28 protein-coding genes and 1 tRNA gene are annotated in these 26771 nt (G+C 35.8%); 19 read left to right on the top strand and 10 right to left on the bottom strand.

The features are described from left to right. Window position 1: 1 nt before the first annotated feature. From P7V56_RS08675 to P7V56_RS08655, 5 genes are all read left to right on the top strand, one after another. Window positions 2–532, top strand: coding sequence for a mechanosensitive ion channel domain-containing protein (locus P7V56_RS08675; protein WP_171223262.1), 531 nt, complete (start codon window positions 2–4; stop codon window positions 530–532). A gap of 143 nt (window positions 533–675) precedes the next feature. Further along, window positions 676–1125 carry a hypothetical protein gene (locus tag P7V56_RS08670; RefSeq protein WP_171223261.1) on the top strand — a complete coding sequence of 150 codons (450 nt, stop codon included), beginning with the start codon at window positions 676–678 and terminating at the stop codon, window positions 1123–1125. 238 nt (window positions 1126–1363) lie between these two features. Beyond that, window positions 1364–1744, top strand: a complete 381-nt coding sequence (locus P7V56_RS08665; RefSeq protein WP_171223260.1) for a hypothetical protein — start codon at window positions 1364–1366, stop codon at window positions 1742–1744. Between the two features lie 97 nt (window positions 1745–1841). Then, window positions 1842–4343 carry a PIG-L family deacetylase gene (locus P7V56_RS08660; protein WP_171223259.1) on the top strand — a complete coding sequence of 834 codons (2502 nt, stop codon included), beginning with the start codon at window positions 1842–1844 and terminating at the stop codon, window positions 4341–4343. A gap of 110 nt (window positions 4344–4453) precedes the next feature. Beyond that, complete coding sequence (locus P7V56_RS08655) at window positions 4454–6175, top strand: sodium:solute symporter family protein (protein WP_171223258.1); 1722 nt, start codon at window positions 4454–4456, stop codon at window positions 6173–6175. A 56-nt stretch (window positions 6176–6231) separates the two neighbouring features. On the opposite strand, the gene P7V56_RS08650 is transcribed toward P7V56_RS08655, so the two are convergent. Then, the gene (locus tag P7V56_RS08650; protein WP_171223257.1) at window positions 6232–7086 is read right to left on the bottom strand and encodes a DUF2911 domain-containing protein; all 855 of its coding nucleotides are present in this window, start codon (window positions 7084–7086) and stop codon (window positions 6232–6234) included. A 140-nt stretch (window positions 7087–7226) separates the two neighbouring features. Between P7V56_RS08650 and P7V56_RS08645 the strand changes: the two genes are divergently transcribed. From P7V56_RS08645 to P7V56_RS08625, 5 genes are all read left to right on the top strand, one after another. Further along, entirely contained in the window at window positions 7227–7697 is a 471-nt protein-coding gene (locus P7V56_RS08645) for an SRPBCC family protein (RefSeq protein WP_171223256.1), read from the top strand. 1 nt (window position 7698) lies between these two features. After that, the gene (locus P7V56_RS08640) at window positions 7699–8397 is read left to right on the top strand and encodes an SDR family NAD(P)-dependent oxidoreductase (RefSeq protein WP_171223255.1); all 699 of its coding nucleotides are present in this window, start codon (window positions 7699–7701) and stop codon (window positions 8395–8397) included. Window positions 8398–8406: 9 nt separating this feature from the next. Continuing rightward, a complete protein-coding gene (locus tag P7V56_RS08635; protein WP_171223254.1) occupies window positions 8407–9693 on the top strand; it encodes a cryptochrome/photolyase family protein in 1287 nt (428 codons plus the stop codon). Continuing rightward, on the top strand, window positions 9693–11159 hold the full coding sequence (locus tag P7V56_RS08630) for an FAD-binding domain-containing protein (protein ID WP_171223253.1): 1467 nt from the start codon (window positions 9693–9695) through the stop codon (window positions 11157–11159). The genes P7V56_RS08635 and P7V56_RS08630 overlap by 1 nt, the downstream gene beginning before the upstream one ends. A 124-nt stretch (window positions 11160–11283) precedes the next feature. Beyond that, window positions 11284–11472 (top strand): hypothetical protein, encoded by a 189-nt coding sequence (locus P7V56_RS08625; protein ID WP_304986214.1) that lies wholly within the window; start codon window positions 11284–11286, stop codon window positions 11470–11472. A gap of 52 nt (window positions 11473–11524) precedes the next feature. Here the strand turns inward: P7V56_RS08625 and P7V56_RS08620 are convergent, their stop codons facing one another. The 4 genes from P7V56_RS08620 to P7V56_RS08605 are packed head-to-tail and all read right to left on the bottom strand — an operon-like array spanning window position 11525 to window position 14114. Next, a complete protein-coding gene (locus tag P7V56_RS08620; RefSeq protein WP_171223251.1) occupies window positions 11525–12178 on the bottom strand; it encodes a GDSL-type esterase/lipase family protein in 654 nt (217 codons plus the stop codon). A gap of 9 nt (window positions 12179–12187) precedes the next feature. Next, on the bottom strand, window positions 12188–12850 hold the full coding sequence (locus tag P7V56_RS08615) for an HAD family hydrolase (protein WP_171223250.1): 663 nt from the start codon (window positions 12848–12850) through the stop codon (window positions 12188–12190). A gap of 33 nt (window positions 12851–12883) precedes the next feature. Continuing rightward, on the bottom strand, window positions 12884–13387 hold the full coding sequence (locus P7V56_RS08610; protein ID WP_171223249.1) for a DUF1648 domain-containing protein: 504 nt from the start codon (window positions 13385–13387) through the stop codon (window positions 12884–12886). Window position 13388: 1 nt separating this feature from the next. Beyond that, window positions 13389–14114 (bottom strand): tRNA threonylcarbamoyladenosine dehydratase, encoded by a 726-nt coding sequence (locus P7V56_RS08605; protein WP_171223248.1) that lies wholly within the window; start codon window positions 14112–14114, stop codon window positions 13389–13391. A 519-nt stretch (window positions 14115–14633) separates the two neighbouring features. On the opposite strand from P7V56_RS08605, the gene P7V56_RS08600 reads away from it, so the two are divergent. The 3 genes from P7V56_RS08600 to P7V56_RS08590 all read left to right on the top strand — a co-directional run bounded on the left by P7V56_RS08600 (window position 14634) and on the right by P7V56_RS08590 (window position 17219). Continuing rightward, window positions 14634–16004, top strand: a complete 1371-nt coding sequence (locus P7V56_RS08600) for an AAA family ATPase (protein ID WP_171223247.1) — start codon at window positions 14634–14636, stop codon at window positions 16002–16004. Next, on the top strand, window positions 15997–16464 hold the full coding sequence (locus P7V56_RS08595) for a hypothetical protein (protein ID WP_171223246.1): 468 nt from the start codon (window positions 15997–15999) through the stop codon (window positions 16462–16464). The genes P7V56_RS08600 and P7V56_RS08595 overlap by 8 nt, the downstream gene beginning before the upstream one ends. Window positions 16465–16622: 158 nt before the next feature. Continuing rightward, window positions 16623–17219, top strand: a complete 597-nt coding sequence (locus P7V56_RS08590; RefSeq protein ID WP_171223245.1) for a hypothetical protein — start codon at window positions 16623–16625, stop codon at window positions 17217–17219. A gap of 255 nt (window positions 17220–17474) precedes the next feature. On the opposite strand, the gene P7V56_RS08585 is transcribed toward P7V56_RS08590, so the two are convergent. From P7V56_RS08585 to P7V56_RS08575, 3 genes are all read right to left on the bottom strand, one after another. Next, window positions 17475–18158: a hypothetical protein gene (locus P7V56_RS08585; protein WP_171223244.1), complete on the bottom strand. Its 684-nt coding sequence runs from the start codon at window positions 18156–18158 to the stop codon at window positions 17475–17477. A gap of 79 nt (window positions 18159–18237) precedes the next feature. After that, window positions 18238–18903 (bottom strand): TatD family hydrolase, encoded by a 666-nt coding sequence (locus P7V56_RS08580; RefSeq protein ID WP_171223243.1) that lies wholly within the window; start codon window positions 18901–18903, stop codon window positions 18238–18240. After that, the gene (locus P7V56_RS08575; RefSeq protein ID WP_171223242.1) at window positions 18903–19490 is read right to left on the bottom strand and encodes a DUF1684 domain-containing protein; all 588 of its coding nucleotides are present in this window, start codon (window positions 19488–19490) and stop codon (window positions 18903–18905) included. The genes P7V56_RS08580 and P7V56_RS08575 overlap by 1 nt, the downstream gene beginning before the upstream one ends. 135 nt (window positions 19491–19625) lie before the next feature. On the opposite strand from P7V56_RS08575, the gene P7V56_RS08570 reads away from it, so the two are divergent. The 5 genes from P7V56_RS08570 to P7V56_RS08550 all read left to right on the top strand — a co-directional run bounded on the left by P7V56_RS08570 (window position 19626) and on the right by P7V56_RS08550 (window position 24387). Next, entirely contained in the window at window positions 19626–20858 is a 1233-nt protein-coding gene (locus P7V56_RS08570; RefSeq protein ID WP_171223241.1) for an MDR family MFS transporter, read from the top strand. A 136-nt stretch (window positions 20859–20994) separates the two neighbouring features. Then, entirely contained in the window at window positions 20995–21354 is a 360-nt protein-coding gene (locus P7V56_RS08565; RefSeq protein WP_171223240.1) for a BlaI/MecI/CopY family transcriptional regulator, read from the top strand. 1 nt (window position 21355) lies between these two features. Further along, window positions 21356–23206 (top strand): M56 family metallopeptidase, encoded by a 1851-nt coding sequence (locus P7V56_RS08560; protein ID WP_171223239.1) that lies wholly within the window; start codon window positions 21356–21358, stop codon window positions 23204–23206. A gap of 93 nt (window positions 23207–23299) precedes the next feature. After that, window positions 23300–24187, top strand: a complete 888-nt coding sequence (locus P7V56_RS08555) for a hypothetical protein (protein ID WP_171223238.1) — start codon at window positions 23300–23302, stop codon at window positions 24185–24187. A 56-nt stretch (window positions 24188–24243) separates the two neighbouring features. Then, window positions 24244–24387 carry an SsrA-binding protein gene (locus P7V56_RS08550; RefSeq protein WP_171223237.1) on the top strand — a complete coding sequence of 48 codons (144 nt, stop codon included), beginning with the start codon at window positions 24244–24246 and terminating at the stop codon, window positions 24385–24387. Here P7V56_RS08550 and P7V56_RS08545 read toward each other — a convergent pair. Beyond that, window positions 24381–24893 (bottom strand): adenine phosphoribosyltransferase, encoded by a 513-nt coding sequence (locus P7V56_RS08545; RefSeq protein ID WP_171223236.1) that lies wholly within the window; start codon window positions 24891–24893, stop codon window positions 24381–24383. The two genes, P7V56_RS08550 and P7V56_RS08545, sit on opposite strands and share 7 nt — an antisense overlap. A 69-nt stretch (window positions 24894–24962) precedes the next feature. Between P7V56_RS08545 and P7V56_RS08540 the strand changes: the two genes are divergently transcribed. After that, window positions 24963–25036, top strand: a tRNA-Arg gene (locus P7V56_RS08540). A gap of 296 nt (window positions 25037–25332) precedes the next feature. Here the strand turns inward: P7V56_RS08540 and P7V56_RS08535 are convergent. After that, the gene (locus P7V56_RS08535) at window positions 25333–26748 is read right to left on the bottom strand and encodes an MATE family efflux transporter (protein WP_171223235.1); all 1416 of its coding nucleotides are present in this window, start codon (window positions 26746–26748) and stop codon (window positions 25333–25335) included. Between the last annotated feature and the right edge of the window lie 23 nt (window positions 26749–26771).

Here is a 26771-nt window from a genome sequence, read left to right as displayed (position 1 = left end):
CATGAACTTTTTTGAATACTACTTAAAAGAAGAAATCGCTACCGGATTGGTAATTCTTATTGTGGTTCTTTTACGAATAATGGTAACCAAAGCGGTGAAAAGATATTCAAGATCACATACGGGTATAGAAAAAAGAACCAATTTAGTCATCAAATACATTCACTTACTCATTAGCATTTTAGCCGTCATTTCGTTGATTGTAATTTGGGGCGTACAAAAGAATGACATCCTAATTACATTATCTTCCATTGCAACAGTGGTTGGTGTAGCCATGTTTGCCCAATGGTCCATCCTAAGTAACATTACTTCCGGTATTATTTTATTTTTTTCTTTTCCTTTTAAAATTGGCGACATCATTAAAGTACATGACAAAGATTTTCCTTTCGAAGGCGAAATTATTGATATTAATGCTTTTCATACGGACCTAATCACCAAAGACGGTGAACTCATGGTTTATCCCAATAACCTCTTACTGCAAAAAGGAATTTCCATTGTTAAGCCTAAGTTCGAAGACAAAGAATTCACCGATTAGATTTTAATTCTGTAAATCTTACTCAAAATCATATAACATACTTAGTTTACATTCACCCTAATTTTGAAATATAAATTCAAAGAACTGGGGAATTTGCTTTTCTATTTAAATAGAAAAATAAATTTCATTTAAAACTAAGTATTATGAAAACAAGAAAGTTATTTTATTTACTGGTAACGCTGTTGGCGTTCACGGTAAGCAGTAGAGCTCAAGTTTCAGTTAATGTAAATGTTGGTACACCTCCGGTTTGGGCACCGGCAGCACCGGTAGAAGTTCATTATTATTATCTTCCCGATATTGAAGTATATTATGATGTTCCGGCCAGAAGATATATCTATTTAAGAAATGGCAGATGGCATCGTTCTGCTGCATTACCGGCACATTACAGAGGTTACGACTTGTATAGAGGCCGAACTGTTTATTTAACCGATTACAGAGGCAACAGACCTTACGCCTACTATAAAACCCACAAAGTAAAATACAAAGGAAACGGCAACTGGAAGAATAAAGCCTATTACAAAAGCTCGCCGGGGAATGGTAATGGAAAACACAAAGGACATCCGGGAAAAGGCCATGGAAAAGGAAAACACTAATCAAAACATTTACAGTAAAAAGAGTAGGGATTTCTCCTTGCTCTTTCTTTTTTAAACCATTTTATTTTTATTTAAATAGCTAATTATCAATATTATAATATAATATATTTCTTAATTTTTACACAAAATATTGCAATTCAGCGTTAAAAAGTACATTTTGAAGATAAATTATGAATATCTTTGACTTGATTTAAATCAGTTGATTGATATTTTTTGTTAACCCCAAATTTACAAAATCATGAAAACACTAAAAGTAATGCTTGCTTTGGTTTTTGTTTTGGCTTTAAATAGCACTTACGCCCAACATACAACAGCCAAAAAAGAGAACTTACCCATAGACAAAAAAACCAATTGCTATATCCGCTATTTTTATTTTCCTAATATTCAAGCGTATTTTGACAACCTGAGAATGGTTTATTATTTCAAAGAAAACGGCGAATGGAAAACAGCCTCTGAACTGCCAAAAAATTACGGTGGCTATTCTTTATACAACAAAGCCCGAGTTACCATAACCGATTATGATGATGATGAACCTTACAACTTATTACAAGTTCACAAAAAAATGTATCCCTACAATTCTAAAGGTCGATTTATCAATCAAACTGCTTCTTCCGAGTAAAACTCATTTTCTTCATATTTGTTAAAAACTAATTAAATAAAACGCTGCTTTTTATTTAATGTTTATATTTGAAGCTATTGCAATTAAAGTCATCCCAATGCAAAAGCTTTACTCATTATCTATTGTTTTTTTATTTCTTTTCACACCATCCATTTGGGCACAACAGCCGGCCAAACCTAATGCAGTAGAAATTTACAACCAAATCCAAAAACTTAATTTTCTGGGTTCAGTATTGTACATAGCGGCACATCCCGATGATGAAAATACCCGTTTAATTTCTTATTTGTCTAATGACAAGAAAGCAAGAACCGGTTATTTATCTCTAACCCGTGGCGATGGCGGACAAAATCTTATTGGTCCCGAACTTAGAGAATTATTAGGTGTTATCAGAACACAAGAATTAATTGAAGCCCGAAAAATTGATGGTGGCAAACAATTCTTTACTCGTGCGAACGACTTTGGGTTTTCTAAAAATCCGGATGAAACTTTGAAAATATGGGACAAAGACCAAGTTTTAAGCGATGTCATTTGGGCCATTCGCAAATTCCAACCCGATGTCATCATCAACCGATTTGACCATCGTTCTCCGGGAACAACTCATGGTCATCATACCTCTTCAGCCATGCTCAGTATAGAAGCATTTGATTTGGTTAATGATGCCAATCAATATCCTGAACAATTGCAATATGTTTCAACTTGGCAACCTAAAAGATTGTTTTTCAACACTTCTTGGTGGTTTTATGGTAGCCGAGAAAAATTTGAAGCCGCCGATAAAACCAACTTAATCAATCTAAAAATCGGAACGTATTACCAATCCGTCGGAAAATCCAATCAGGAAATTGCAGCTTTGAGTCGCAGTCGCCACCAATCCCAAGGCTTTGGTGCTACCGGAAGTCGCGGTGAAGAAGACGAATATTTAGAATTTTTAAAAGGCGATATGCCTAAAGACAAAACTAATTTGTTTGAAGGCATCGATACCACTTGGAATCGAGTAAAAGGCGGAAAGGAAATTGGTGATATTTTATATGCTGTAGAGAAAAACTTCGATTTTAAAAATCCTTCGGCCAGCATTCCTGAATTGGTAAAGGCTTTTACCCTAATTGAAAATCTGGAAGACAAGCATTGGAAAACCATCAAATCAGAAGAAATTAAAGAAATCATAGCCGCTTGCGCCGGATTGTATTTAGAAGCTGTAGCCGATGTTCAAGAAGTTACTCCGGGAAGTCCGCTAAAAATTAAAATTGAAGCCATTAACCGAAGCAATATTGCTATCAACCTAGAAGGTATTGGAGCTGTGCCGGTTTATGTAGCTGACCAAAAAAATACTATTCCTTTAAAAAACAACATTCCTTACACAACCACTAACACTTTACAGCTTCCAAATGACTTTGATTACACCAATGCTTATTGGCTAAATCAAAAAGGAACTAATGGCATGTATCGCGTTGACAGTCAGGAAAACATAGGCTTTCCTGATGTATTGCGCCGGGTGAAAGTTGGTTTTTGGATTGGAATTAACAATGTTACAATTCCTTTCGATCGCAATGTAATTTACAAATACAATGACGATGTTAAGGGCGAAGTCTATCAGCCTTTAGATATCGTTCCTGTGGCAACTTCTTCTATTGCTGAAAAAGTATACATTTTCAATAACGACCGAAGCAAAACAATTACGGTAAAAGTCAAAGCCGGAAAAGACAATATAACCGGAAAAGTGAAATTAGATTTGCCCCAAGAATGGAAAGCCAATCCGACCGAAATTCCTTTTACCATTGACAAAAAAGGTCAAGACTTTTCGGCTGTGTTTTCCGTTTCACCTTCAGAAGATGCCAGTGAAATTGAGATTAAAAGCATAGTGACCGTTGATGGCCAAACTTTCGACAAAGAAAAAATCGATATCAACTATTCGCATATCTACAAGCAAATGGTTTTGAAACCGGCTGAAGCCAAAGCAATTCGCTTAAAAATCAAAACCAAAAACGAAAAAATCGCCTATATTATGGGGGCAGGCGATGAAGTTCCGCAAAGCCTGACGCAAATGGGTTACGAAGTGTCTATTTTAAAACCGGAAGAAATTACCGTTGAACTTTTGGCCAATTTTGACGTGGTTATGACCGGAATCCGAGCTTATAATGTGGTAAATGCTTTGGCTTACAAACAAAAAATATTATTAGATTTTGTACAGAATGGCAAAACAATGATTGTGCAATACAATACTTTGGATGATTTAGTTACCAAAGAAATGGCTCCTTTTTCCTTGAAACTATCGCGAGACCGAGTAACTGAAGAAGATGCCGAAGTCCGATTTTTAGCACCAAACCATCCGGTTTTAAATTATCCGAATAAAATTACTGCCGAAGATTTCAAAGGCTGGAAACAAGAGCAAGGCTTGTATTATCCGAGTGAATGGGATGCCAACTTCACACCTATCCTTTCGGCCAATGACAAAGGCGAAAAACCTAAAAATGGCGCTTTATTGGTAGCCAAATACGGCAAAGGGAATTATATTTATACCGGTCTTAGTTTCTTCAGAGAATTACCCGAAGGCGTTCCGGGAGCGTTTAGGTTAATGGCCAACATGTTAGCAATTGGAAAATAAAATGGAACAGGAAAAAAAAACAGTTTGGAAGAATAGCTATACTTGGGTTTTGATAGCCAATGCCATTTATATTATCATCTTCTTTATATTAATGCAATTATTCTTCTGATATGCAACAACTCGACTGGATCGTTTTATCGGTTACTTTGCTTTTTATTGTTTTTTACGGCGTTTATAAAACCAAAGGAAGTGCCAATGTAGAAGAATACATTTTGGGCAACAAAGAAACCCCGTGGTGGACAGTAGGTTTATCAGTTATGGCAACCCAAGCTAGTGCCATAACTTTTCTTTCCACACCCGGACAAGCCTATCATGACGGAATGGGATTTGTGCAGTTTTACTTTGGTTTACCTATTGCCATGGTAGTCATATCAATGACATTCATTCCCATTTATCATAAACTGAAAGTCTTTACCGCCTATGAATATTTAGAACAGCGTTTCGATTTAAAAACACGCTCTTTTACGGCGATTTTATTTTTAATCCAACGCGGATTGGGAACCGGTTTGACCATTTACGCACCGGCTATTATTTTGTCTTCTATTTTGGGTTGGAACCTTACCTTACTTAACATTATCATCGGAATTCTGGTAATCATCTACACTTTCGCCGGAGGAACCAAAGCCGTAAACGTCACCCAAAAACAACAAATGTTTATCATCATGAGCGGTATGTTTATCACGTTCTTTTTGATATTGCATTTGTTACCCAATGATATGACTTTCTCTAATGCCATGCATATTGCGGGAGCCAATGACAAAATGAATATCCTTGATTTTTCTTTCGACCCTGAAAACCGATATACTTTTTGGAGCGGAATCACCGGAGGTTTTTTCCTGATGCTTTCTTATTTTGGAACCGACCAATCACAAGTTGGACGCTATTTATCCGGAAAATCAGATAGAGAAAGTCAGATGGGATTAATTATGAACGGTTTTCTCAAAGTCCCGATGCAGTTTTTTATTTTGTTAACCGGTGTGATGGTTTTTGTTTTTTTTCAATTCAATCCGGTACCATTACATTTTAATCCGGTAAACAAAACTGCCGTTGAAAAATCGGTTTATGCTCAGGAATATAATTCACTCGAGAAACAGTTAACCCAACTCTCCGAAGAAAAGAAGGAATTCAATTTATTATATATTGATCACTTGAATCAAAATTATGACAACCCTATATTGCGTCAAAAACTAATTTCATTATCGGGCAAAGAAAAAGATTTGCATGACCAAGCCAAGGAAATCATTGCTAAAGTAGACAGCAAAGCCGAAACCAACGACAAAGACTATGTCTTCATCTATTTTATTCTAAACTATTTGCCTTCGGGATTGATTGGGCTTTTGTTGGCGGTGATTTTATCTGCTGCCATGTCGTCTTCCGCATCGGGTTTGACTGCTTTGGCCTCAACAACGGCTATTGATATTTACAAACGCAATGTCAAAGGCGAAAAATCTGAAAAGCATTTTGTAAATGCTACCAAGTATTTTACTTTGCTTTGGGGTGTGATTGCTATTTTATTTGCTTGTGTCGGAACGCTTTTTGAAAACCTCATTCAGTTGGTAAATATTGTTGGGTCAATATTCTACGGAACAGTTCTGGGTGTTTTCTTGGTTGGGTTTTACCTAAAATTTGTAAAAGCCAATGCTATTTTCTATAGTGCTGTTATCAGCCAAACTACCATTTTCTTTATCTATTACTATGCGATTCACATTTACCCTAACGGACAAGAAAAATTAGGGTATTTATGGCTTAATTTCATTGGGGCTTCATTGACCATTGTACTGTCAATTCTAATGCAATTGGGCTTCAAAGGAAAACAAAAAGTGTTAGCCTAAAAAAAGCCACAAACTCCAATCAGGAACTTGTGGCTTGTTATTGTAACAGGCAAAAATTATTTTTTACTCCATTCTTTGATGCTGTCGTTATTCATTTTAACGTAGTCACCGTTGTTTGCTTTTTCCGCTCCGGCTAATGATAATCTTGCCGTTTCAATTGCTCCCGATTTATTACCCATTTTAGCTTGGATCAAAGACTTCAATCTCAAGTGCCAAAAAGGTACTTCCTCTGGTGATTTTGCCATAGAAACCGCTTTGTTAACATACTCCAAAGCTTTATTTAAATCGCCTTCAGATTGGTATAAGTATTGCGCAGAAGAAAAATAATCTCCGGCTGTTGGTCCGGCTAAAACCTTATTGATACTGGCCATGGCTGCCTTTTGAGTTGGTACTTCAAATTTAATAGAAGCCATTGTTTTTTCCCATGAAATATCAAGTGTTGCACTGTCATTAGTTAAATTATTGATGGCAATGGTAAAAGTTTCAACGTTATTTCCCAGAGCTATCGGATCAACATTAGTTTTGTAAGCTACTTTGTTTTCATCCCAATTTTCAGGTGTTCCCCAATTGTCTGTGTCTGTGTAAAAGATGATTTCCCACATGTCAGCTTTAGGTGTTGTAAAAATGGCATATTTTCCTTTTTTCAAAGTAGCGCCTTTGATGACAACATCTTCACTAAAAGTAATCATAGAATTTTGATTGGCTCCGGTTCTCCATAATTTACCAAACGGAACTAAATCACCAAAAACCGGTCTGCCTTTGGCACTTGGGCGTGAATATTCAATAGTTACATCTGTCAATCCAACTACTTGGTTTAGAGTTGATTTCGGACTAGGTGCAGGTGTTTTAACTTGAGCTTCAATCGTAAAATTGGCAATAATCATAGCCAATACAAAAATAATTTTTCTCATAATGTTTGTTTTAGTTTGTCCAAAATTACAAATTGTTCTGCTTGTAAATGTTAATATAAACTTAAATGAAGTACAAGTTTGTTTAACTTATTCGGTACTTTGTTAAACATTTAGTATCTTTATCAAAATCTTAAAAATAAATGAAAATTTATACGCTCCATACCAAACAAAATCTGCCCATCACCTTAGAACAAGCTTGGGCTTTTTTATCCGACCCTAAAAATCTGAAAACGATTACTCCGGACTATATGGGTTTCAAAACGCTTTCAGGTGACGACCGACCAATGTTTCCCGGACAAATTATCCAATATATTGTAACTCCGGTATTGGGAATTCCAATGAAATGGGTTACAGAAATCACCCACGTCGTAGACAAGCACTATTTTGTTGACGAACAGCGATTCGGACCTTATGCGCTTTGGCATCACAAACATTTTCTCAAAGAAATTCCCGGAGGTGTTGAAATGGAAGATATTGTTGACTACAAAGTCCCTATGGGTTTTATCGGACAATTGGTACATCCTTTTTTGGTAAAACCAAAACTCAAAGAAATATTTGATTATCGTCATAAAAAATTAATAGAACTATTTGGGGAATACAAAGCACAATAACATGAAAAACATATTATTAATTGGCGGTTCCTATGGTATTGGATTAGCCATTGCTAAAGAACTGCAATACGAAAATAAAGTCTACATTGCTTCTCGAACTAATGAAGGGATAGTTGACATGAATGTAACGCACATTCCGTTTGATGCCACAACAGATACTTTAAATGTATCTTTATTGCCAAGCGTTTTAGACGGATTTGTATATTGCCCGGGTAGTATCAATTTGCGTCCGTTTCGCGGGTTAAAACCTGAAACTTTTGAAAGTGATTTGCAAATCAATTTTATCAGCATGATTAAGGTTTTGCAAAGCATATTACCTAATTTATCGGCTTCAAATCAATCAAGTATTGTTTTATTCAGTTCGGTAGCGGCCGGTATGGGAATGCCTTTTCACACCAGTGTTTCTGCTGCCAAAGGTGCTATCGAGGGATTTGCCAAAGCCTTAGCCGCAGAATACGCTCCAAAAATCAGAGTCAATGTCATCGCTCCGTCACTGACCGATACACCATTGGCAGAAAAATTTTTAAGCAACGAGGAGAAAAAAGAAAAATCTGCTCAACGTCATCCGCTAAAAAGAGTCGGAACTGCCGACGATATGGCTAAAACAGCCAGATTTTTACTCAGTGATGACAGTTCATGGATTTCAGGACAAATTTTTCATGTTGATGGCGGAATGTCAAGTTTATTGGTGAATAATTAAAAGTTTAAAATGAACATATTTTGGTTTAGACGCGATTTGCGATTGGACGATAATGCCGGACTTTATCATGCTCTGCAAAGTGGTGATGAGGTTTTGCCGATTTTTATTTTTGATGAAAATATACTATCCCAATTACCAAAAGATGATGCAAGGGTAACTTTTATACACAACCAACTGAATAAAATACAAGATCAGTTAAAAAAAATCGGTAAATCATTGGCCGTTTTTTACGGTGATCCTTTTGAAGTTTACCATAAAATATTAGCCGAAAATAAAATCAAAATAGTTTTTACCAATCACGATTACGAACCCTATGCGCGCAAACGTGATTTAGAATTGTACGGTTTGTTCAAAGAGTACAACATCGAATTTAAAACCAGTAAAGACCAAGTCATCTTTGAAAAAAGCGAAGTTGTTAAAGACGACGGCTCGCCTTATGTGGTCTATACTCCGTATTCGAATAAATGGAAAGAACACTTTAAGAAAATACAATTAGTCAATTACAATTCAGAAGATTCTCTGGAAAAAATAGCTCTTCACTCCTATCCTTTTTTAAGTTTAAAAGATATTGGTTTTGTAGCGTCTGACATCGAAGTAACGCCTTATGATATTTCGCATACACTAATTGACAATTACGAAGCTACTAGAAATTTCCCGGCGCTTAACAAGACTTCTTATCTGGGAATATATCTTCGTTTTGGAGCTGTTTCCATCAGAAAAATGGTTGCCAAGGCTTTGGAAAGCAAGAATGAAACATTTCTGAAGGAATTGATTTGGCGTGAGTTTTTCATGCAAATCTTATGGCATTTCCCGCACACAGTCAATAAAAGTTTCAAACCCAAATACGATGAAATCCAATGGGAGAATAAGGAAATCTTGTTTCAAAAATGGTGTGAAGGGAAAACCGGTTATCCTTTTGTGGATGCCGGAATGCGAGAACTCAATACAACCGGACATATGCACAATCGGGTGCGAATGATAGTGGCGAGTTTTTTGTGCAAACATTTATTAATTGATTGGCGCTGGGGTGAAACTTATTTTGCCCAAAAACTATTAGATTATGAGCAAGCCAGTAATGTAGGGAATTGGCAATGGGCAGCCGGAAGTGGTGTCGATGCCGCACCATACTTCAGAATATTTAATCCAACGGAACAAATCAAAAAGTTTGACAAAGACTTAACTTATATCAAAAAATGGATTCCAGAGTTGAATTCATTAGAATATCCGCAACCCATTGTGGATCATAAAGAAGCGCGTGAGAAATGTCTAACTGTTTATAAAAAAGCCGTCGGCTGATGAACATCGTCTGGTTTAAAAGAGATTTGCGATTACACGACCACGAAGCCTTACATCGTGCTTTAGAAGCTTCGGGAAAAGTGCTGTTGCTTTATATTCTTGAACCATCTTTAGTCAATGACCATCATTACAGCCAAAGACATTTTGATTTTATCAAACAATCTTTAGAAGAATTACAATCCGAACTCCTGCCATATCATACCCAAATACTGATAGTAGAAGAAGAAGCTTTTACCGTTTTTAAAAAACTAATAGAACTAATTCCTATTCGCGGTATTTACTCGCACCAAGAAACCGGAATTAAAGTCACCTACGAAAGAGATTTAGCTATAGCCGAAATCTTGAAAGAACATGGAATTCCATGGTATGAGTTTATTACTAATGGCGTGATTCGTGGTTTACAAAACCGAAAGCATTGGAAAGAAGATTGGTATGATTTCATGGAAAAACCGTGCTTTCAGTTTAAAGCTGACAGCAGAAGTTTTATCAAATACCGAGAGTTGGAAGCGATAGAGAACTTCTTTTCGGTACCCAATTTAAAAACCGAAAAAAGTACCCCGTTTCAAAAAGGCGGCACCAAAACCGGTTGGCGTTACCTGAGTTCCTTTTTAGAGGAGCGCGTGGAGAATTACAGTCGGCATATCTCAAAACCCGAAGCTGCTCGCAAAGGCTGTAGTAGGCTTTCGCCCTATATTGCTTGGGGAAACTTATCGATTCGTCAGGTTTATCAAGCGGCAATACTCAAAGCAAAAAGTGGGAAAAATAATCGACAGATTGCCAATTTTGCTTCTCGATTAAGATGGCAAGCTCATTTTATTCAGAAATTTGAAATGGAATGCGAAATGGAATTTGTTGCCGTTAACAAAGGTTATCGCCATTTAAAACAAATGGTTAAAGAAGATTGGCATTTGGCATGGACAAGAGGAAAGACCGGCGTTCCGATTGTTGATGCTTGCATGCGTTGCTTAAATACTACTGGATATTTAAACTTTCGGATGCGAGCGTTGGTGGTTTCGTTTTATACCCATCATTTGTTTCAACCTTGGCAAAATTGCAGTCCGCACTTGGCCCAACAGTTTTTAGATTTTGAACCCGGCATTCATTATCCTCAAATTCAAATGCAAGCCGGCGTTACCGGAATTAATACTTTGCGTGTTTACAATCCGGTAAAAAATTCATTGGAACACGGTCCGGAAGGAGAATTTATTAAAAAATGGGTTCCTGAATTGGCTTTGTTACCTATTCCATTTCTTCATGAACCATGGAAATTAACCCCAATTGAGCAAGTTTTTCACGACTTTATACCGGGAAAAAACTATCCTTTACCCATAGTAAACTTGGAAGAAGCTCGAAAAAAATCTTCTGATTTCTTTTGGGGAATGCGAAAAGAAACTGCAGTGAAGACCGATAGCAAACGTGTTTTGGAAAAACATATTATACCCAACAGTGCCAATCAAGAAGCTTGATAAAGAACTCGTAAAGCAAATTGATTGATAATTAATAGTTTACCCGGTATTTATTGACTACCTTTCCCAATAACTTAAATATTAGTTTATGAAAAATGTGGGGATTGGATTAAGTATGTTATCAATGGTATTATTAATGTCATGTGATAAAAAAGAAGAAAAAACAACAGAAGTGATAGAAACCAACACTATCGAAAAAGAAACTGTAATCGTTAAAGATACTGTTAAAGAAAAAGAAGGCACTTCCGTAAAAATAAGTGGCGACGGTGTAGATGTTGACAGCAAAGACGTTGATGTAGAAATCAAGAAATAAGGCTCACTACTGTAGAAAAAATAAAAACCGGTGCTTACCGGTTTTTTTATTATTATTCGTTTACTAAAGCGTTCAATGCTTTGGTCCAAATAGCATAACCTTTCTCATTCATGTGCAAATTATCTTCGATAAAAATGTCTTTCATGGGTTGACCGTTTTCCAGCATCTTATCCCAAATATTGACAAAAACCGAATATTTATCGCTTTTTAAATAATCACTGATTAATGCATTGGCAGCCATCATTCTGTCCTTCATTGCCCAACGCAGTATACATGGCTTTAGAGAAACAAATACTATAGGCGTTTGAGGAAATTGTTTTCTTAGCGTTGCATGTAGGGTTTTATAGCGGTTAAAAACCATTTCCGGGGTTACGATTTCTGAACTCGCCACATCGTTTTCACCACAATAAATAAAAATCTTCTTCGGTTTGTATTTTAGAACCACTTCATTTTGCCAATACATCAAATCTTCCAAAGTAGCACCGCCGAAAGCGCGATTAACGATATTTTCATTGTGGAAATCTTCTTTCAATGTTTTCCACAATCTGAAAGAAGAACTGCCTATAAACAAGATCATTCCGTCTTTGGGTTGCTGAATACTGTCTTGGGTTTTGAAGGCTTTGATTTCGTTCCAAAAAGGTTGCTGTTGGGCAGTAACATTAAAAGAAATGAATAAAATGAGTAGGGCAAAAAGTTGTTTTTTCATTTTTTAAAGTTACTGATTTTTAATATTTTTAATAAGCTCAAAACTCAATTCATTAAAATGCTTGATTACCTTATCGGCTTTGGAATAATCTTGCATTTTTGAATGGAAACTATCGTAGCCTACACAATAAATCCCGGCGGCTTTGGCGGCCAGAACACCATTAGTACTATCTTCAATTACGATACAATTATCAACCGGTGTTTGTGCCAAAAAAGCAGCATGCTCAAATATAGCCGGATGTGGTTTTGACCTCGGGAAATCTTCGCCGGAAACCTTATGGGCAAAATATTGGTCTAAATTAAACCGGTTAAAAATACGATTAATCGTTACCGTTGCTGAGGATGAAGCCAAAACCAACTGCATTCCGTTGTGGTGTAAGTCTTTGATTAAATCTTCTACACCGTCTAACAAATATAAGTCTTCTTTACTATCAAAAGCGTCGTTAAATAAGTCGCGTTTGGTTTGCACTAAAGTCTCTACATCTTGTGGCAAGTTAAATTCCGCTTTCAATCGCTCAAAAATATTCTTGGTAGAATTTCCTGTGAATGAAGCGTACATTTCGGGTGTAATGGTTATTCCTAATTGTTTGAAGTGTTGGTTATAAGCATAATGGTGCACCGGTTCGGTGTCTACAATTACGCCATCCATATCGAAAATTACGGTTTGTATCATATTTTAGTAGTTGAGTTGCTGAGTACTCTGAGATTAGGAGTTTTTTGAGGTTTGGATTAAAAAATAAAATAGCGGACCAAACAAAAGCGTAAACAGCAATAATAAAAACCAGCGTCCTAAAACATCCGGCCATTGCAAGGCTACTTGTACGGTTTTATAATCGAGAATCAAAAAAATAATTAGCATCATTACTTTGAGCACTCTTATCATTCGGGTCATGATGCGATATTGCAGTGCTGCATTCTCCTCGGTAATGGTAACTGAATAGTTCATTTTATGAGGAAACCGACTAAAAATAGTGAGCGCCAAATACAATATGGTTGAGACTATAGGCAACCCTAAAATCATTCCTCTAGAACCAAAACCATCAGGTTCACCACCTCCTCCGAAATGGGTTGGAATCGTATCGGGTAACATTGGGTAATGGTAAAGAGTAAACACCCAAAAACCAATCAAAACCAGCAATGCGATTGCTTCAATACTTTTATCAAAAAAAGTTAAAGGTAATTTTATTATGGGTCTTGTTGAAGTTGACATTTTAGATGCTTTCTTTTTTAAGCAAATATTTTACCACGGTCTCGGCAGCATGTAAACCAAACAAACAAGGCATCCAGCTGTTGGTGCCGTAAAACGACTTCTTGAAATTGGTCCCATCAGTGGTTTTAATACTGCTTTCATCGGGTCTTTCATAGGAATACACCACTTTTACACCCTTGGATATACCTTCTTTCTTGAGTCGTTTGCGCACGACTTTGGCTAGCGGACAATAATCGGTGTTTCGAATATCGGTAACTTTGACTTTGGAAGCTTCATATTTTCCGCCGGCTCCCATGTTGCTGATTACTTTTACGCCTTTGCGTTTGGCGGCTACAATTAAATTCAGTTTGGGTGTTACACTGTCAATGCAATCTAAAACATAATCAAAATCGGCCGTTACTATTTCTTTGGCCCTTTCGGGAGAGAGAAATTCTTGTACAGGAGTTAAATTCAACTCCGGATTAATATCCATCAAACGAGTGGCCATCAAGGTGACTTTGGGTAAGCCAACGGTAGAATGTAAAGCCGGTAATTGGCGATTGATATTGGTTATATCAACCACATCACCATCTACAATTGTCATATTTCCTACGCCTGCTCTGGCCAAAAACTCAGCCGCAAACGAGCCCACGCCGCCGAGTCCTACGACCAGTACATTGGCATTCTTTAAATTGTTTAACCCTTCTTCTTTAAATAAAAGCGCTGCTCTTTCTTGCCACTTTGCCATTTCAATTACGAATTGAGAATTATGAATTACGAACCAAGGCTTAAGCCGATTGGAACGATGTTAATTATAATTTTAAAGGTGCAAAAATAAGCAAAAAGGAATAGGAATTTGTTAAGTTTTATGACTGCACGCTTACTGCACTTTGATTGGACGTTAATAGGACGTTGATAGGACGCAGTAGCTTTTAAAATATTTAGCATAGCCTTATCATGGCTTACCATAACTTATCTGTGGCTTTGCTATGGCTTTACTATGGCTTAAATTGTCATTTTAAAGTGTATTTATAAGAATTTTATGTTAATAACTTGGCTATAATTCCCTATCGATGGGGATTGGTTGGTAGGGAGAAATTTGGTAGATTTGAAAATAGCTATTTTAGATGGGGATTGATTATACTTATCGGGTAGTTAGCGGTCATTTTTTAGACGCATACCTTAATTTTTTGTGAATTTTTCTCAAAAAATGACTTTATTAAAATATTATAACTACCTTTGACTAAAATTTAAAAAGAAAACAATTATGTTAATTGATTTTAGTGTTGCAAATTATCTCTCAATAAAAGATTCCATCACTTTAAGTATGATTGCGTCTAATACTGTTAAGGAATTAGAAGGAAATGATGACGAACTCAATAATACTTTTTATGACAAAAATGAAAAAAACAAATATCTAAAATCTGCTGTCCTTTATGGTGCCAACGGAAGTGGAAAAAGTAATTTATTAACTGCAATGGCATTCTTTAGACGATTTATATTAACCTCTTCAAATGATCGTTCTGCAGACGATGAAATTAAAGCTTTACCATTTTTATTAAGTACTGATACAGAATTTAAACCATCTTGCTTTGAAATGGTATTTGTAATTGACTCTATTCGTTATAGATATGGATTTGAAGCAACTCAAAAGAGAATAATTTCAGAATGGCTTTTTGCCCTTGATTTTGAAAATTCAATTAAAGAAAGTAATTTATTTACTAGAGAAGAACAGGAAATAAAAGTGTCTTCAAAAAATTTTAAAGAAGGTAAGGGTTTGGAGGATAAGACTAGACCAAATGCTTTGTTTCTTTCAACAGCTTCACAATTAAATGGAAAAATCTCTAATAAGATTCAAACTTGGTTTAGAACCAGAATGAATGTAATTTCTGGACTTCAAGACCATACAACTGATTATACTATTGGTAAATTTCAAGATGATGAAAAGTTTAGAAAAAAAATAATTGACTTTTTTAGACTAACAAATATTGGAATAGAAGACATCGAAATTGAAGAAACTGCATTAAACAATCTTTCAAAGATAAAACCAAAAACAAAAGAAGATGCTAAAATTGCTGCTTTGATTGAACAATTACAAGAAGAAATTAAAGAGCGCATGAAAAGGCAAGGCGAAGCTAAAGAGCTTACTATCAATAGTCTTCATAAGAAATTTGACAGCGCTAATAATGTAATTGAAAACATAGCTTTGAGTTTTGATCTCGAATCAAAAGGAACTCAAAAATTATTTGCATTGCTTGGGCCAATATTTGATACACTTGAAAAAGGAAAAATTTTAATAATTGATGAACTTGATTCAAAACTCCATACTAAATTAACTTCAGAAATTTTACGAATATTTCAATCAAATGTAAATAATAAATGTGCTCAATTAATTTTTGCTTCTCACGACACCAACTTACTACGTAATGATTTATTTAGAAGAGATCAAATATGGTTTACTGAAAAAGATGAACAAGGTGCTACAGATTTGTACTCGTTGGTGGAATACAAAATAAACCAAGCAACAAGAGTAAGAAATGATGCTTCATTTGAAAAAGATTATTTAATTGGCAAGTACGGGGCTATTCCATATTTTGGGAATATTCAAAAATTTTTAAATGAATTTATAGATGGCTAAAACTAATCGATTTGGCTCTCAAAAATTTGCTATAATTGAAGAGGGGCGTTTTAATAGAAAACAAAATACACGAGAAGAGAAAAAAGTAAAAGAAGATTTGCCAAAAATTCTTTTTAGCTTTAAGGATTTTGATGTTAGTCAAATCCCTCCTGGGCAAAGTTACATTGAATGGCAGGAAGAAAAGATTTTAGCAGCAATGGTTCAAAAGTTTGAATATGTTTGTGAATTAAACATTATAGAAGCTCAACAGCAAAAAATGCTTAAAATTTATGGAGAGTTTCCAAAAAAAAGCGATTTTGCTGTTCCAAAGCACATCTCGCCTGATGTTAATTGGGCAGTAATAATGGATATTAAAGGGCAAAAAGGTCGGGTGGCGGGACATTTGATAGGGAATGTTTTTTATGTGGTTTTTTTAGACAAAGATCATCGCTTTTATATTACAGAAAAAAAGAACACTTAAAAACGACCGCTAACAGCCGTTTGGCGTAATAGCTGGTTTGTCTTTCTTGGAAAATACTCTGAACTTCAGCATTTCTTATTATATTTTTCTTTAACTTGTCGCTACTACGCCAAGCGGCGGCACGTTAATGGCAACCATTGTACCTGCAAAATACAACTATGGGAATTTTAGACTTTTTCAGAAAAAATAAAAAATCAGAAACAGAAATTTCAACCACAATTGAAACTTCGCTAGAGCAGAGTTTGTTTGCAAACATAGCTTTGGAAATCATCAGCCCAACCGTTGAAAAATTTGGATTTATAAGACACAGAATAGAGGTTAAAATGTATTCAACTACAATCATTTTTAAAAAAGGGAAACAATACATAAAAATCAATAGTTCAAATTATCCAACAGATTACCCATATTTTTACAATATTGTTCTCGGTCATGGTGATAGCGATAACTTTACAGAGTTTGATTGGAACTCGGTTGCGTTATGGAAACTTAAATCCAAAATAGACAAATCAGTAAAGGCAAAGGAGTACGAGTTTCCGCTTGGTGAAAAGGTAAAATTCAGTATTTCTCATGCTAATCAAGAACTGTTAAAATATGGCGATTCATTTTTGAATGGCGATTTGACATTGTTTTACGAAACGCGATCTGAACAAAATATCGGCAGAGAACCATATAAAATATACTCACCAGGCAAGAATGGAAAATACACAACAACTGAAGAGCCAAAAAGTGTTATTCAGAAAAAGAAATTTAGTTAGAGAAATGCCTGCTGCTAACAGCCGCTTGTAACTACTGCGCTTGGGCTTTCCCCGAATTTTCTTCGAAAATTCAAAGCCGAGTTTATACTTGAGATCATCAGTGATAAATCGTCGCAAAAGTCGTGAAGTCACGGCACGTCATTCCTCCGTTGTAGTGATTCTGTAAATAAAAAAACTTAATGTGATACTACTTTAGTCATCAATGACCGGGCAGTATTACATTAAGTTTGTTTTGAGGTTTATGTTGAAATAATATTAACCCGCTAAAAAATCAATCAGCTTAGTTAAATCGGCTTCTGAATTAAAATCAATCTTGTTTTGTTTTAGAAAAGCTTCTATGGCTTCTTTCCTTTCCGGATAAAGCTTAACTAATCCTTTTTTGTTGGTAGGAAACTCAATGATGTCTTGACCTTTATTTTTGAAATAAAAAACATCAGCAGCCAACGTATATTCCGGTGGTAAATCAGCAGCATAAGAGGAAACGGCCGGTCTTGCAGCCGAATAATTAATTTTTTGCTTTTTGTATAAGACAAAATCATTCTTTTGATGCAGGTGAACTAAATATCCTCTAGTTGAGTTGCCATCTTTGTTGGTGTAATTAACCAAGCGGTAATTTATTTTAGTACCCGTAAATTCGATTTCGCCATAAGCATCGGTCTTGTTTAATACTAGAGTATCATTCTTTGGGCTTATAAATTCAAAAACATCATTGTGAGCATTGTAACGTAAGAATACATTATCAGCAACATTCACAACTTTGCCGTGTCCAAAAACCTTATTGATATAGGGTGAACCTTTAATATCCGCAGCTTGCTTAACATATTGTCTTCCAAGCATTGATACATCTGAATAGTCAAGTGACGTTGGACGCGGAGCTTGTCCATAAACAAAGGCGGAGATAAAAAATGAGGATAAAATTAATTTAAATTGGTGTTTCATAGGTAGGCTTAATTTTAAAAAAAGCGAAACTACGTTTTTTTTTTATTCACTAATAAAATTTTAACTTTCTTAAAAGATATTATTTTTTACCTACTATGTCAACATTAAAAACCCTACTCCAATTAGCCTTAACTTGTTTTTGCATGGCCTCAATACTAATACACTTATATTCAGAAGCTAAAGTGTAAACTTCCTCCAAAGTTTCTTCAATAGTATCGGTTTCGAGAAAAAATCGATCATTAGGCACGGACAGGAATACTTGCTTTAGTTCGGGGTTTCTTAAGAGATATTTGCCAAAAGACAAATAAAAACCATTGTCGATCATTTGCTTGGCTATTTGTTCATTCTTTGAAAATCCGTGGAGTATTATTGGAACAGAAACATTTAAACGATTTTTGATTGCTACTAATTCCTGATAAGCCGCCACTAAGTGCAGCACTAAAGGCTTTTGATACTTTTCAGCTAAAGCAATTTGCTTTTCAAAGACTTCGATTTGCAATGCCATCGGTATGTCGATTCGCTTGTCTAATCCGCATTCGCCCAGTGCCAAACATTCGGGCAGTTGCAATTTGGTTTCCATGAATTGCAAATCACGATCCAACCTACTTTCATCAATATACCATGGATGAATGCCAATGGAATACTGCGGAATATCATTGACAAATTCCCACGGATATTGGTTTACCAATTCAAAAGTATTGGCTTTGTTGGTGAATTTATGAGTATGTAAATTGTAGAAAGGCATTAGTCGTGAAACTTCTTAACTCCGGCCAAAATTTCAATATTCAAATCGTTTTCCAAAGGTACAATCGGGCAAGAATATTTGTGGTTGTAAGCACAATACGGATTGTAAGCTTTATTAAAATCGATGGTTACCGTATTGGTTTTAGGAATTCGCATATCAATGTAGCGTCCGCCTATATAACTTTCTTTGCCGCAAGTCAAATCGGAAAACGGCAAGAACAAATAATCTTCGTATCCTTCTTTTTTGGTCAAATCAATATTTTGGTAAAGATTCAATTTAAAGGCTTTTCCATCAATACTAAATGACAGTTCACCATATTTTATATATTCGGGCAAGCGTGTGGTAGAAGTTTTCATTTTGAATACTTTCTCGTTTGGTGTGCGGGTAAATTGGGCTTCTACTATAAATTTTTCATTTATAGGAAAAAAATCCAAGCCTTTGAATGTTTTAAAATCTTCTTCCGTTAACGGACTTTCCTCACGGTTTCCGTATTCTTTATTGAGGGTATCTTGGAATTCTTTCGAAGTTTCTTGAGCGCTTAGCTGAAAAACATTGAGCAATAACAAAAGACAAAGTATTTTTTTCATGGATCACTTTTTAACAAAAATAGCATAAAAATTGTTTGCAAACTCAGAAACTTAGCGACTCAGTAACACAGTAACTTTGTAACTTTACCGTATCAATCATCACTCGAGCGCAAAGTTCGAACAGACTAAATAATCATGCTCAAAACCGCTTTCCAACGCTACATCGATAATTTTAAAGGCTTTTCCAGAGAGATTTGGATACTGACCATTATTACCTTTATCAATCGTGCCGGCACGATGGTTTTGCCTTTTCTTTCTAAATACTTAAAAGAAGACTTGGGTTTTAGCTATAGTCAAGTGGGTTGGATTATGGTTTGTTTTGGCGTTGGCTCTATGTTGGGTTCCTGGCTGGGCGGAAAGCTTTCGGATAAAATAGGCTTCTACAAAATCATGATTTTCAGTTTGCTCACGAGTGGATTAATGTTCTTTGTGATTCAATATATCACCAGTTTTATTGGGCTTTGCATTAGTATGTTTGCCATTATGACTGTGGCCGATATGTATCGTCCTGCCATGTTTGTGTCTATCGGCGCTTATGCCAAACCCGAAAACAGAACGCGGGCATTGACTTTAGTTCGGCTGGCCATTAATCTGGGTTTCGCGGCCGGACCGGCTTTGGGCGGATTGATTATTATGAATATTGGTTATAATGGCCTGTTTTGGGCTGACGGTATAACTTGTATTGTGGCAATTTTGATTTTTTGGATCAAAGTAAAAGAAAAGAAAAAATCAGCTTTCACGGATAAAGAACATCCGGGCGAAATATTGACCCATTCTGTTTTTAAAGACAAACCATTTTGGCTGTTTCTTTTTACTTGCTTGATTTCAGGTATATTATTCTTCCAAATGTTTACCACTATTCCGCTTTACCATAAAGAGCAATTTAATTTAACCGAATTCCAAACAGGATTGCTACTCACCATGAATGGCATACTGGTTTTCTTCTGTGAAATGCCTATCGTAAGCTATGTGGAAAGAAAGAAAATCAACAAAGTTAAGGTAGTAGCATTTGGTTGTGTATTGATGGCGGTAAGCATGTTCTTATTGTTAATTAATACTTGGGTCGGCATCCTGACCATTATGATGCTCTTTATGACTTTTGCCGAAATGTTTGCCTTTCCTTTTTCCAATTCGGTTGCTTTAAGTCGAGCACCAAAAGGTCATGAAGGTCGCTATATGGCTATTTATACTATGAGTTTTAGCTTGGCGCATATTTTAAGTGCCAAAGTCGGCATGGAAATAATAGAATACTTCAAAAAAGACGGTTACCAAATGAATTGGTTCTTTATGGGAAGCATCGGTCTCGTAGGCAGTCTTTGTGGTTATTGGGTTTATAAATTGATTCAAAAAGAGCATAAACTGCAGTAAATTAAAAACTTACACCTCTTTTCTATTTTACATTACTTAAAATTTAGTTAAATAACTATAAATATAGTTGCGTAACTAGAAAAATAGTTATACGTTTGTTTTGTCAATTCAGATAAACAGTTTAAAAGAGATCAACATGCAAAAGTTAACCAATAAGGAAGAAGAGATTATGCAAATCTTGTGGAAGCTCAAAAAAGCTTTCGTCAAAGAAGTTTTAGCCGAAATCACTGAAGACCAACCGCACTACAACACCCTTTCGACCATCATCAGAAATTTGGAGGAAAAAGGATTTGTGGGTCACAATGCCTTTGGGAATACGCACCAATACTTCCCTATTGTTAAAATGGAAGACTATAGAAAGCGCTTTATGAATACAGCGATTGAGAACTATTTCAATAGTTCGTATAAAAACTTGGTTTCCTTTTTTGCCGAAGAAGAGAAAATTTCGGCCGAGGAATTAAGAGAGATTTTAGCCATTATTGAGAAAAAGGAATAATATGGAAACACTTTTCATCTATCTTTTAAAATCAAGCGGATTAATTGCCGTGTTTTATTTGGCTTATCATTTTTTGGTGCGCAAAGAAACATTTTTTAACAGCAATCGTTGGTTTTTAATCACAGGATTGTTCACTTCACTCTTATTGCCGTTGTTTTCGATTAAGAAAATTGTTTATGTGGAAAGACCTAAAATTAATTTAGAAGATTTGGTTGCCTACACCAATACCGCTTCTGTTCCGCAAGAAGTTCCGATAGCGGAAACCTTTGATTGGATGCAAATGATTTGGATGGGCTATATCCTGATTGCCTTATTTTTGTTGGCTAAAATCATAGTTAATTTCATTTCGCTTTTTCAAATGTTATACCAGCAGCAAAAAGTTAAAAATGAAAACTTTACACTAGTCGATTTAAACCATGACATTGCTCCATTTTCGTTCTTCAATTACATTGTTTTTAACTCGGCTTTATATACACAAGAAGAACTGCAAAGCATTCTTTTACACGAAAAAGTGCACAGCCAAGAGAAGCATTCTTTTGATGTAATGGTAGCCAAGATTTTCTGTATCTTATTCTGGTTTAATCCGTTTGTTTGGCTTTACAAAAAAGCCATTATTCAAAACTTAGAATACATCGCCGACCAAAAAGCGGTGCAACAATTACAAGACCCAAAAGTGTATCAAAGAGCACTTTTAAAAGCAATTTCTCATCAAAACTGCTTATCCATTACTAATAATTTTTATCAATCATTAATCAAAAAACGAATCGTTATGTTAAACACCAATCAATCCCACAAAAGAAATTCTTGGAAGTATACACTTGTAATTCCGATTTTAATCGGTTTTATAATGCTGTTCCAAATTAAAACCATTGCCCAAGAAAAAGAATCCAATGCGCAATTGGCCAAATCATTACAACATCGTGAAGAAATTCGCTTAGTAATCGATAAAAATGCTACGGAAGCCGAATTAAAAGAAGAAGCCAAAAGATTAAAAGAAAATCACGGCATTACTTTAAAATGTTCTAAAATCAAGCGAAATGACAAAGGTGAAATCACTGCAATCAAAGTAGAGTACAAAGACAAAAACGGTAACAAAGGCGTTTCACAAGTTGACGGTAAAGAACCGATTGCCCCTATACATTTCTACAAAAACAACGAATCTATTGGGTTTGGCAGACCTAAAAATGTTCATGTATATGCCAATGTACCAGGTGTTCATGCTGAACATGGAGAGGATTTTGTTTTCAACTTTAATGACAGTTTACCGGATATGAAAGATTTCAATTTTGATTTCAATTTTGACATGGAAGCACCTGAAATGCCGGAGATGCCTGAAATGCCCGAAGCACCCGAAGCTCCGGAAATGAATTGGAACAATTTACAAGAATCAAAGATTGTCATCAAAAAAGGAGATAAAAAACCCATGGTGATCATTAACGGGAAAGTATTGTCTGATGATGCTGAAATTGAAAAAGCTTTAAAAGAGGCCGGTTCCAAAGGACAATATAGCATCACTGTTGACAGTGAAGACGGTAAAGAAAGTCGCGTGATGATTAACGGTAAAGATGTTGCCCAATTCAGAGCAGATGCCATGGCCAATGTCAAAGTGCAAATGGGGAAACAAAAAGAAATCCTCAAAAAAGAGATGGCACGCGCCAAAGAAGAAATGGAAAGAGCTCGACCTCAGATAGAGCGCGCCAAAAGAGAAATCGAACTTTCAAAACCTGAAATTGAAAGAGCCAAAGCAGAAATGGAACAAGCCAAAGCTGAAATGATTAAGGCTAAAGAAGAAATGCAAAAAGCCAAAGCCGAACTGGACAAAGCCAGAGAAGAACTAAAAAGAACAAAGTAAAAGTTAAAAAATTGTAAATCAATCTTGTCAAAAAAGAGAACTTCTTAAGTTTGACAGACCATTTGTATAACCTTAATTTTTAAATTTTGTATCATGAAAAAAGAATTGAGTTTAGTAATTAGCCTATTGTTACTTTGCCCTGTTTTTAATTTTGCCCAAACCAGTAACAAATCATTTTCTTGGAACCCCAAAAGTCCAAAAGACAATGTCGTAATGACCTGGAACAAAAACACTCCTGAGCAAGAAATGAAAGACGACATCAAAGCTTTGAGTGAGTATGGTGTAACCATTAAATACAACAACGTTAAACGTAATGCTAAAAACGAAATCACCGCTATTGATGTCTCTTTTGAAGACAAAAACGGTAACAAAGGTTCTTTGAGTTATGACAATAAAAATCCAATTACCACCATTAAATTTTTTAAAAATGGTGATGAAGTTGGATTTGGTAATGCCGGTAATTCATTTGACGGAAATCCATTTATCACCGATTTTTCCGGGAATGAAAATTTTCTAAAAGAATACAATTTCAATTTTGACCAAGACAGTTTATCGACCGATAAATTCGAGTTTAAGCTTCCGAACGCACAATCTTTCGGGCAATCCAAATCAAAGATTATCATCAAGAAAGACGGTAAAAAACCTTTGGTGATTGAAGATGGCGAGGTTGTAGAAGGCGGAGAAGATTATTCGTTGGAAGAAATTGAAGAAATTAAGAAAAATAACCCAACAAAGCGCTTTAACAATGATGACATTTATAACTTCAGTTTCAATGGCAATAGCGACTTGGCTGAGCAAATGAAAAAAATGCAACAACAAATTGATCAGTTGATGCAACAAAGCCAATCGGGCAACAAATCATCAATCGATAAAGATTTGGAAGATTCTAAGAAAGAATTAGAAGAAGCGAAAGAAGAACTCGAAAAGGCCAAAAAGGAACTCCAAAAAACAAAAAAGGGTTTGAAAACCCAAAAAGCATAAAATGAAAAAACCGCTGAAATGCGGTTTTTTTTTATCTTTACCATAAAGCAAAACACATGTACAAACTTTTGGCCAAACTCAACAAATTACTTTTGCCTAGTTTCACTAAGCAAGGCTTAGATTTGGCGAAAGCCAAAAAGTGGCAAATGGCCATAATTGCTTGGCGTTATTTTGTAACTACAAAAGCTTTAGATCAATAAGTTAAAGCCGTAAAAAGTTCTTTTCCGTCTAATTTTTGGCGACCGTTCAAAAAGGACAATTCCATTAAAAAATTGACTTGAACAATTTCGCCGCCCAATCTTTCGACCAATTCACAAACTGCTTTGGCAGTTCCGCCCGTCGCCAAAACATCATCGTGTATTAAAACCTTATCGCCTTTTTGAATCGCATCAATATGAATTTCCAACGAATCAGAACCGTATTCTAAATCGTAAGAAGCTGAAATAGTCTCGTAAGGCAATTTCTTAGGCTTGCGAACCGGAATAAACCCAACATTCAAAGCTTCTGCCAATAAAATCCCGAAGAAGAAACCCCGACTTTCTACTCCAATTACCTTATCAATCTTTTTATCCTTAACAGCAGACAACAAAATGGTCAAACATTCGTTTCTCGCGTTCGAATTCAACAACAAAGGGGTGATATCTTTAAATCCAATTCCTTCTTTGGGAAAATCCTGTACCTCACGGATATACTTTTCTAATGACATTTTTTTAAGTTTTAAATCAATTTTGGTTTGCAAGTTATACAAATATAACTATATTTGCACCCACAAAAAGGCCTCGTGGCGCAACTGAATAGCGCATCTGATTACGGCTCAGAAGGTTACTGGTTTGAATCCAGTCGAGGTCACGAATGAATTCTATAAATTAAAAAAAAACGACAAGTTTACTTGATCGTTTTTTTTATTTTATAGAATTATCAAAGCGGAGCTTTAATGGATGCACGAAGTGAATCCAATATATTTGAAAACACATGAAACGACAAGTTTACTTGATCGTTTTTTTTATTTGAAGGCATTATCAAAGCGGAGCTTTGAGGGATATTGCGAAGCAAAATCCGTTTTGTTATTTACCCCAATTATTTATAGACTTAAGAAGTAAATCCACTATAGTTTACTTGAACGCATTCTTTGTTTTTAAACATTATTAAACCTCTACCGTCTTCCACTTCCCTCTTTTGAAATAATAAAAAGCCAATAAAGCTAAGACTGTTTCAGCAGAAGGAATTGCTATAAAAGCGCCTAAAGGTCCGAGTTTCATGTAAACAGCCAAAAACCAAGCCAACGGAATTTGGATCATCCAGAAGCAAAAAATATTGATCCATGTTGGTGTCTTTGTATCTCCTGCCCCATTGAGCGATTGTATCATCACCATACCAATACCATAAAAGATATAACCAAAGCCGATGATTCTCAATGCCTGACTTCCGTATGCTAAAATCACTTTATCCTCAGTGTAAAAACTTATGATAAACTCAGAAAAACACACAAATAGCAAAGTCACAAAACTCATAAAAAGAACATTGTATTTGGTGGTCAACAAAACGCTTTGCTCGGCGCGTTCAGGTTGTTTGGCACCTAAATTTTGTCCCACCAGAGTCGCGGCCGCATTGCTCAAGCCCCAAGCCGGTAAAATAAAGAAGACAACATTTCTAATTGCAATTTGGTAACCGGCACTCGCATCGGTACTACCGGTTATCGAAACAATGTAGGTTAAAACTATCCAACTTCCGCTTTGAATAAAAAACTGCAACATGGCCGGCATAGAAACTGATAACAAAGATTTGATGATTTCTATATTGGGTTTAAAATAGCTCCGGTATATCTTGATTGTTCTGCTTTTGGCAAACAAATGATAACATTGGTACAAAACACCTATAGTTCGACCAATAGTTGTGGCCACTGCAGCGCCAACCAAACCAAGTTCAGGAAAAGGTCCGTAACCGTAAATGAGTAGCGGACATAAAACAATATTGATCATACTGGCAATCCAAAGACTTCGCATCGCCATAGCAGCATCTCCGGCACCGCGAAAAATACCGTTAATCATAAACAATAAAATAATCGACGGGCTACTGGCAAATATAATTTGGGCAAAAACAGTACCTTCCTGAATTACCTCAGGCTGTGCACCCATTAACCTTAAAATATCCGACGCAAAACAAACCCCTAAAATCGCTACAAATACGGCCACAATCAAAGAAACCGTAATGGCTTGCGCACCCGATTTAGAAGCTTCTGTGAAATCTTTTTCACCAACACGACGGGCAACAATGGCTGTCGCTCCGACACTTAATCCGATTCCGATAGTGTAAACCAATGAGATTACAGCTTCGGTTAAACCCACTGTGGCAACCGCTACATCTGCATTGGGCAAATGACCCACAAAATATATATCGACTACGGCAAAAACCGACTCTAAACTCAATTCCAATATCATTGGAATCGACAGTAAAAGAATAGCCGTTTTAACATTGCCTTGAGTGTAATCGTGTTCTTCACCTTTCAAGGATTGTTTAATTAAACTAAAAAGTGTGGTGAATTTATTTTGATTGGATGACATTCTGAAAGAATTAGTTGATTCAA

This window comes from Flavobacterium sp. IMCC34852, assembly GCF_030643905.1.
Taxonomy (GTDB): Bacteria; Bacteroidota; Bacteroidia; order Flavobacteriales; family Flavobacteriaceae; genus Flavobacterium; species Flavobacterium rivulicola.
This window is presented reverse-complemented; position numbering and strand designations above follow the sequence as displayed.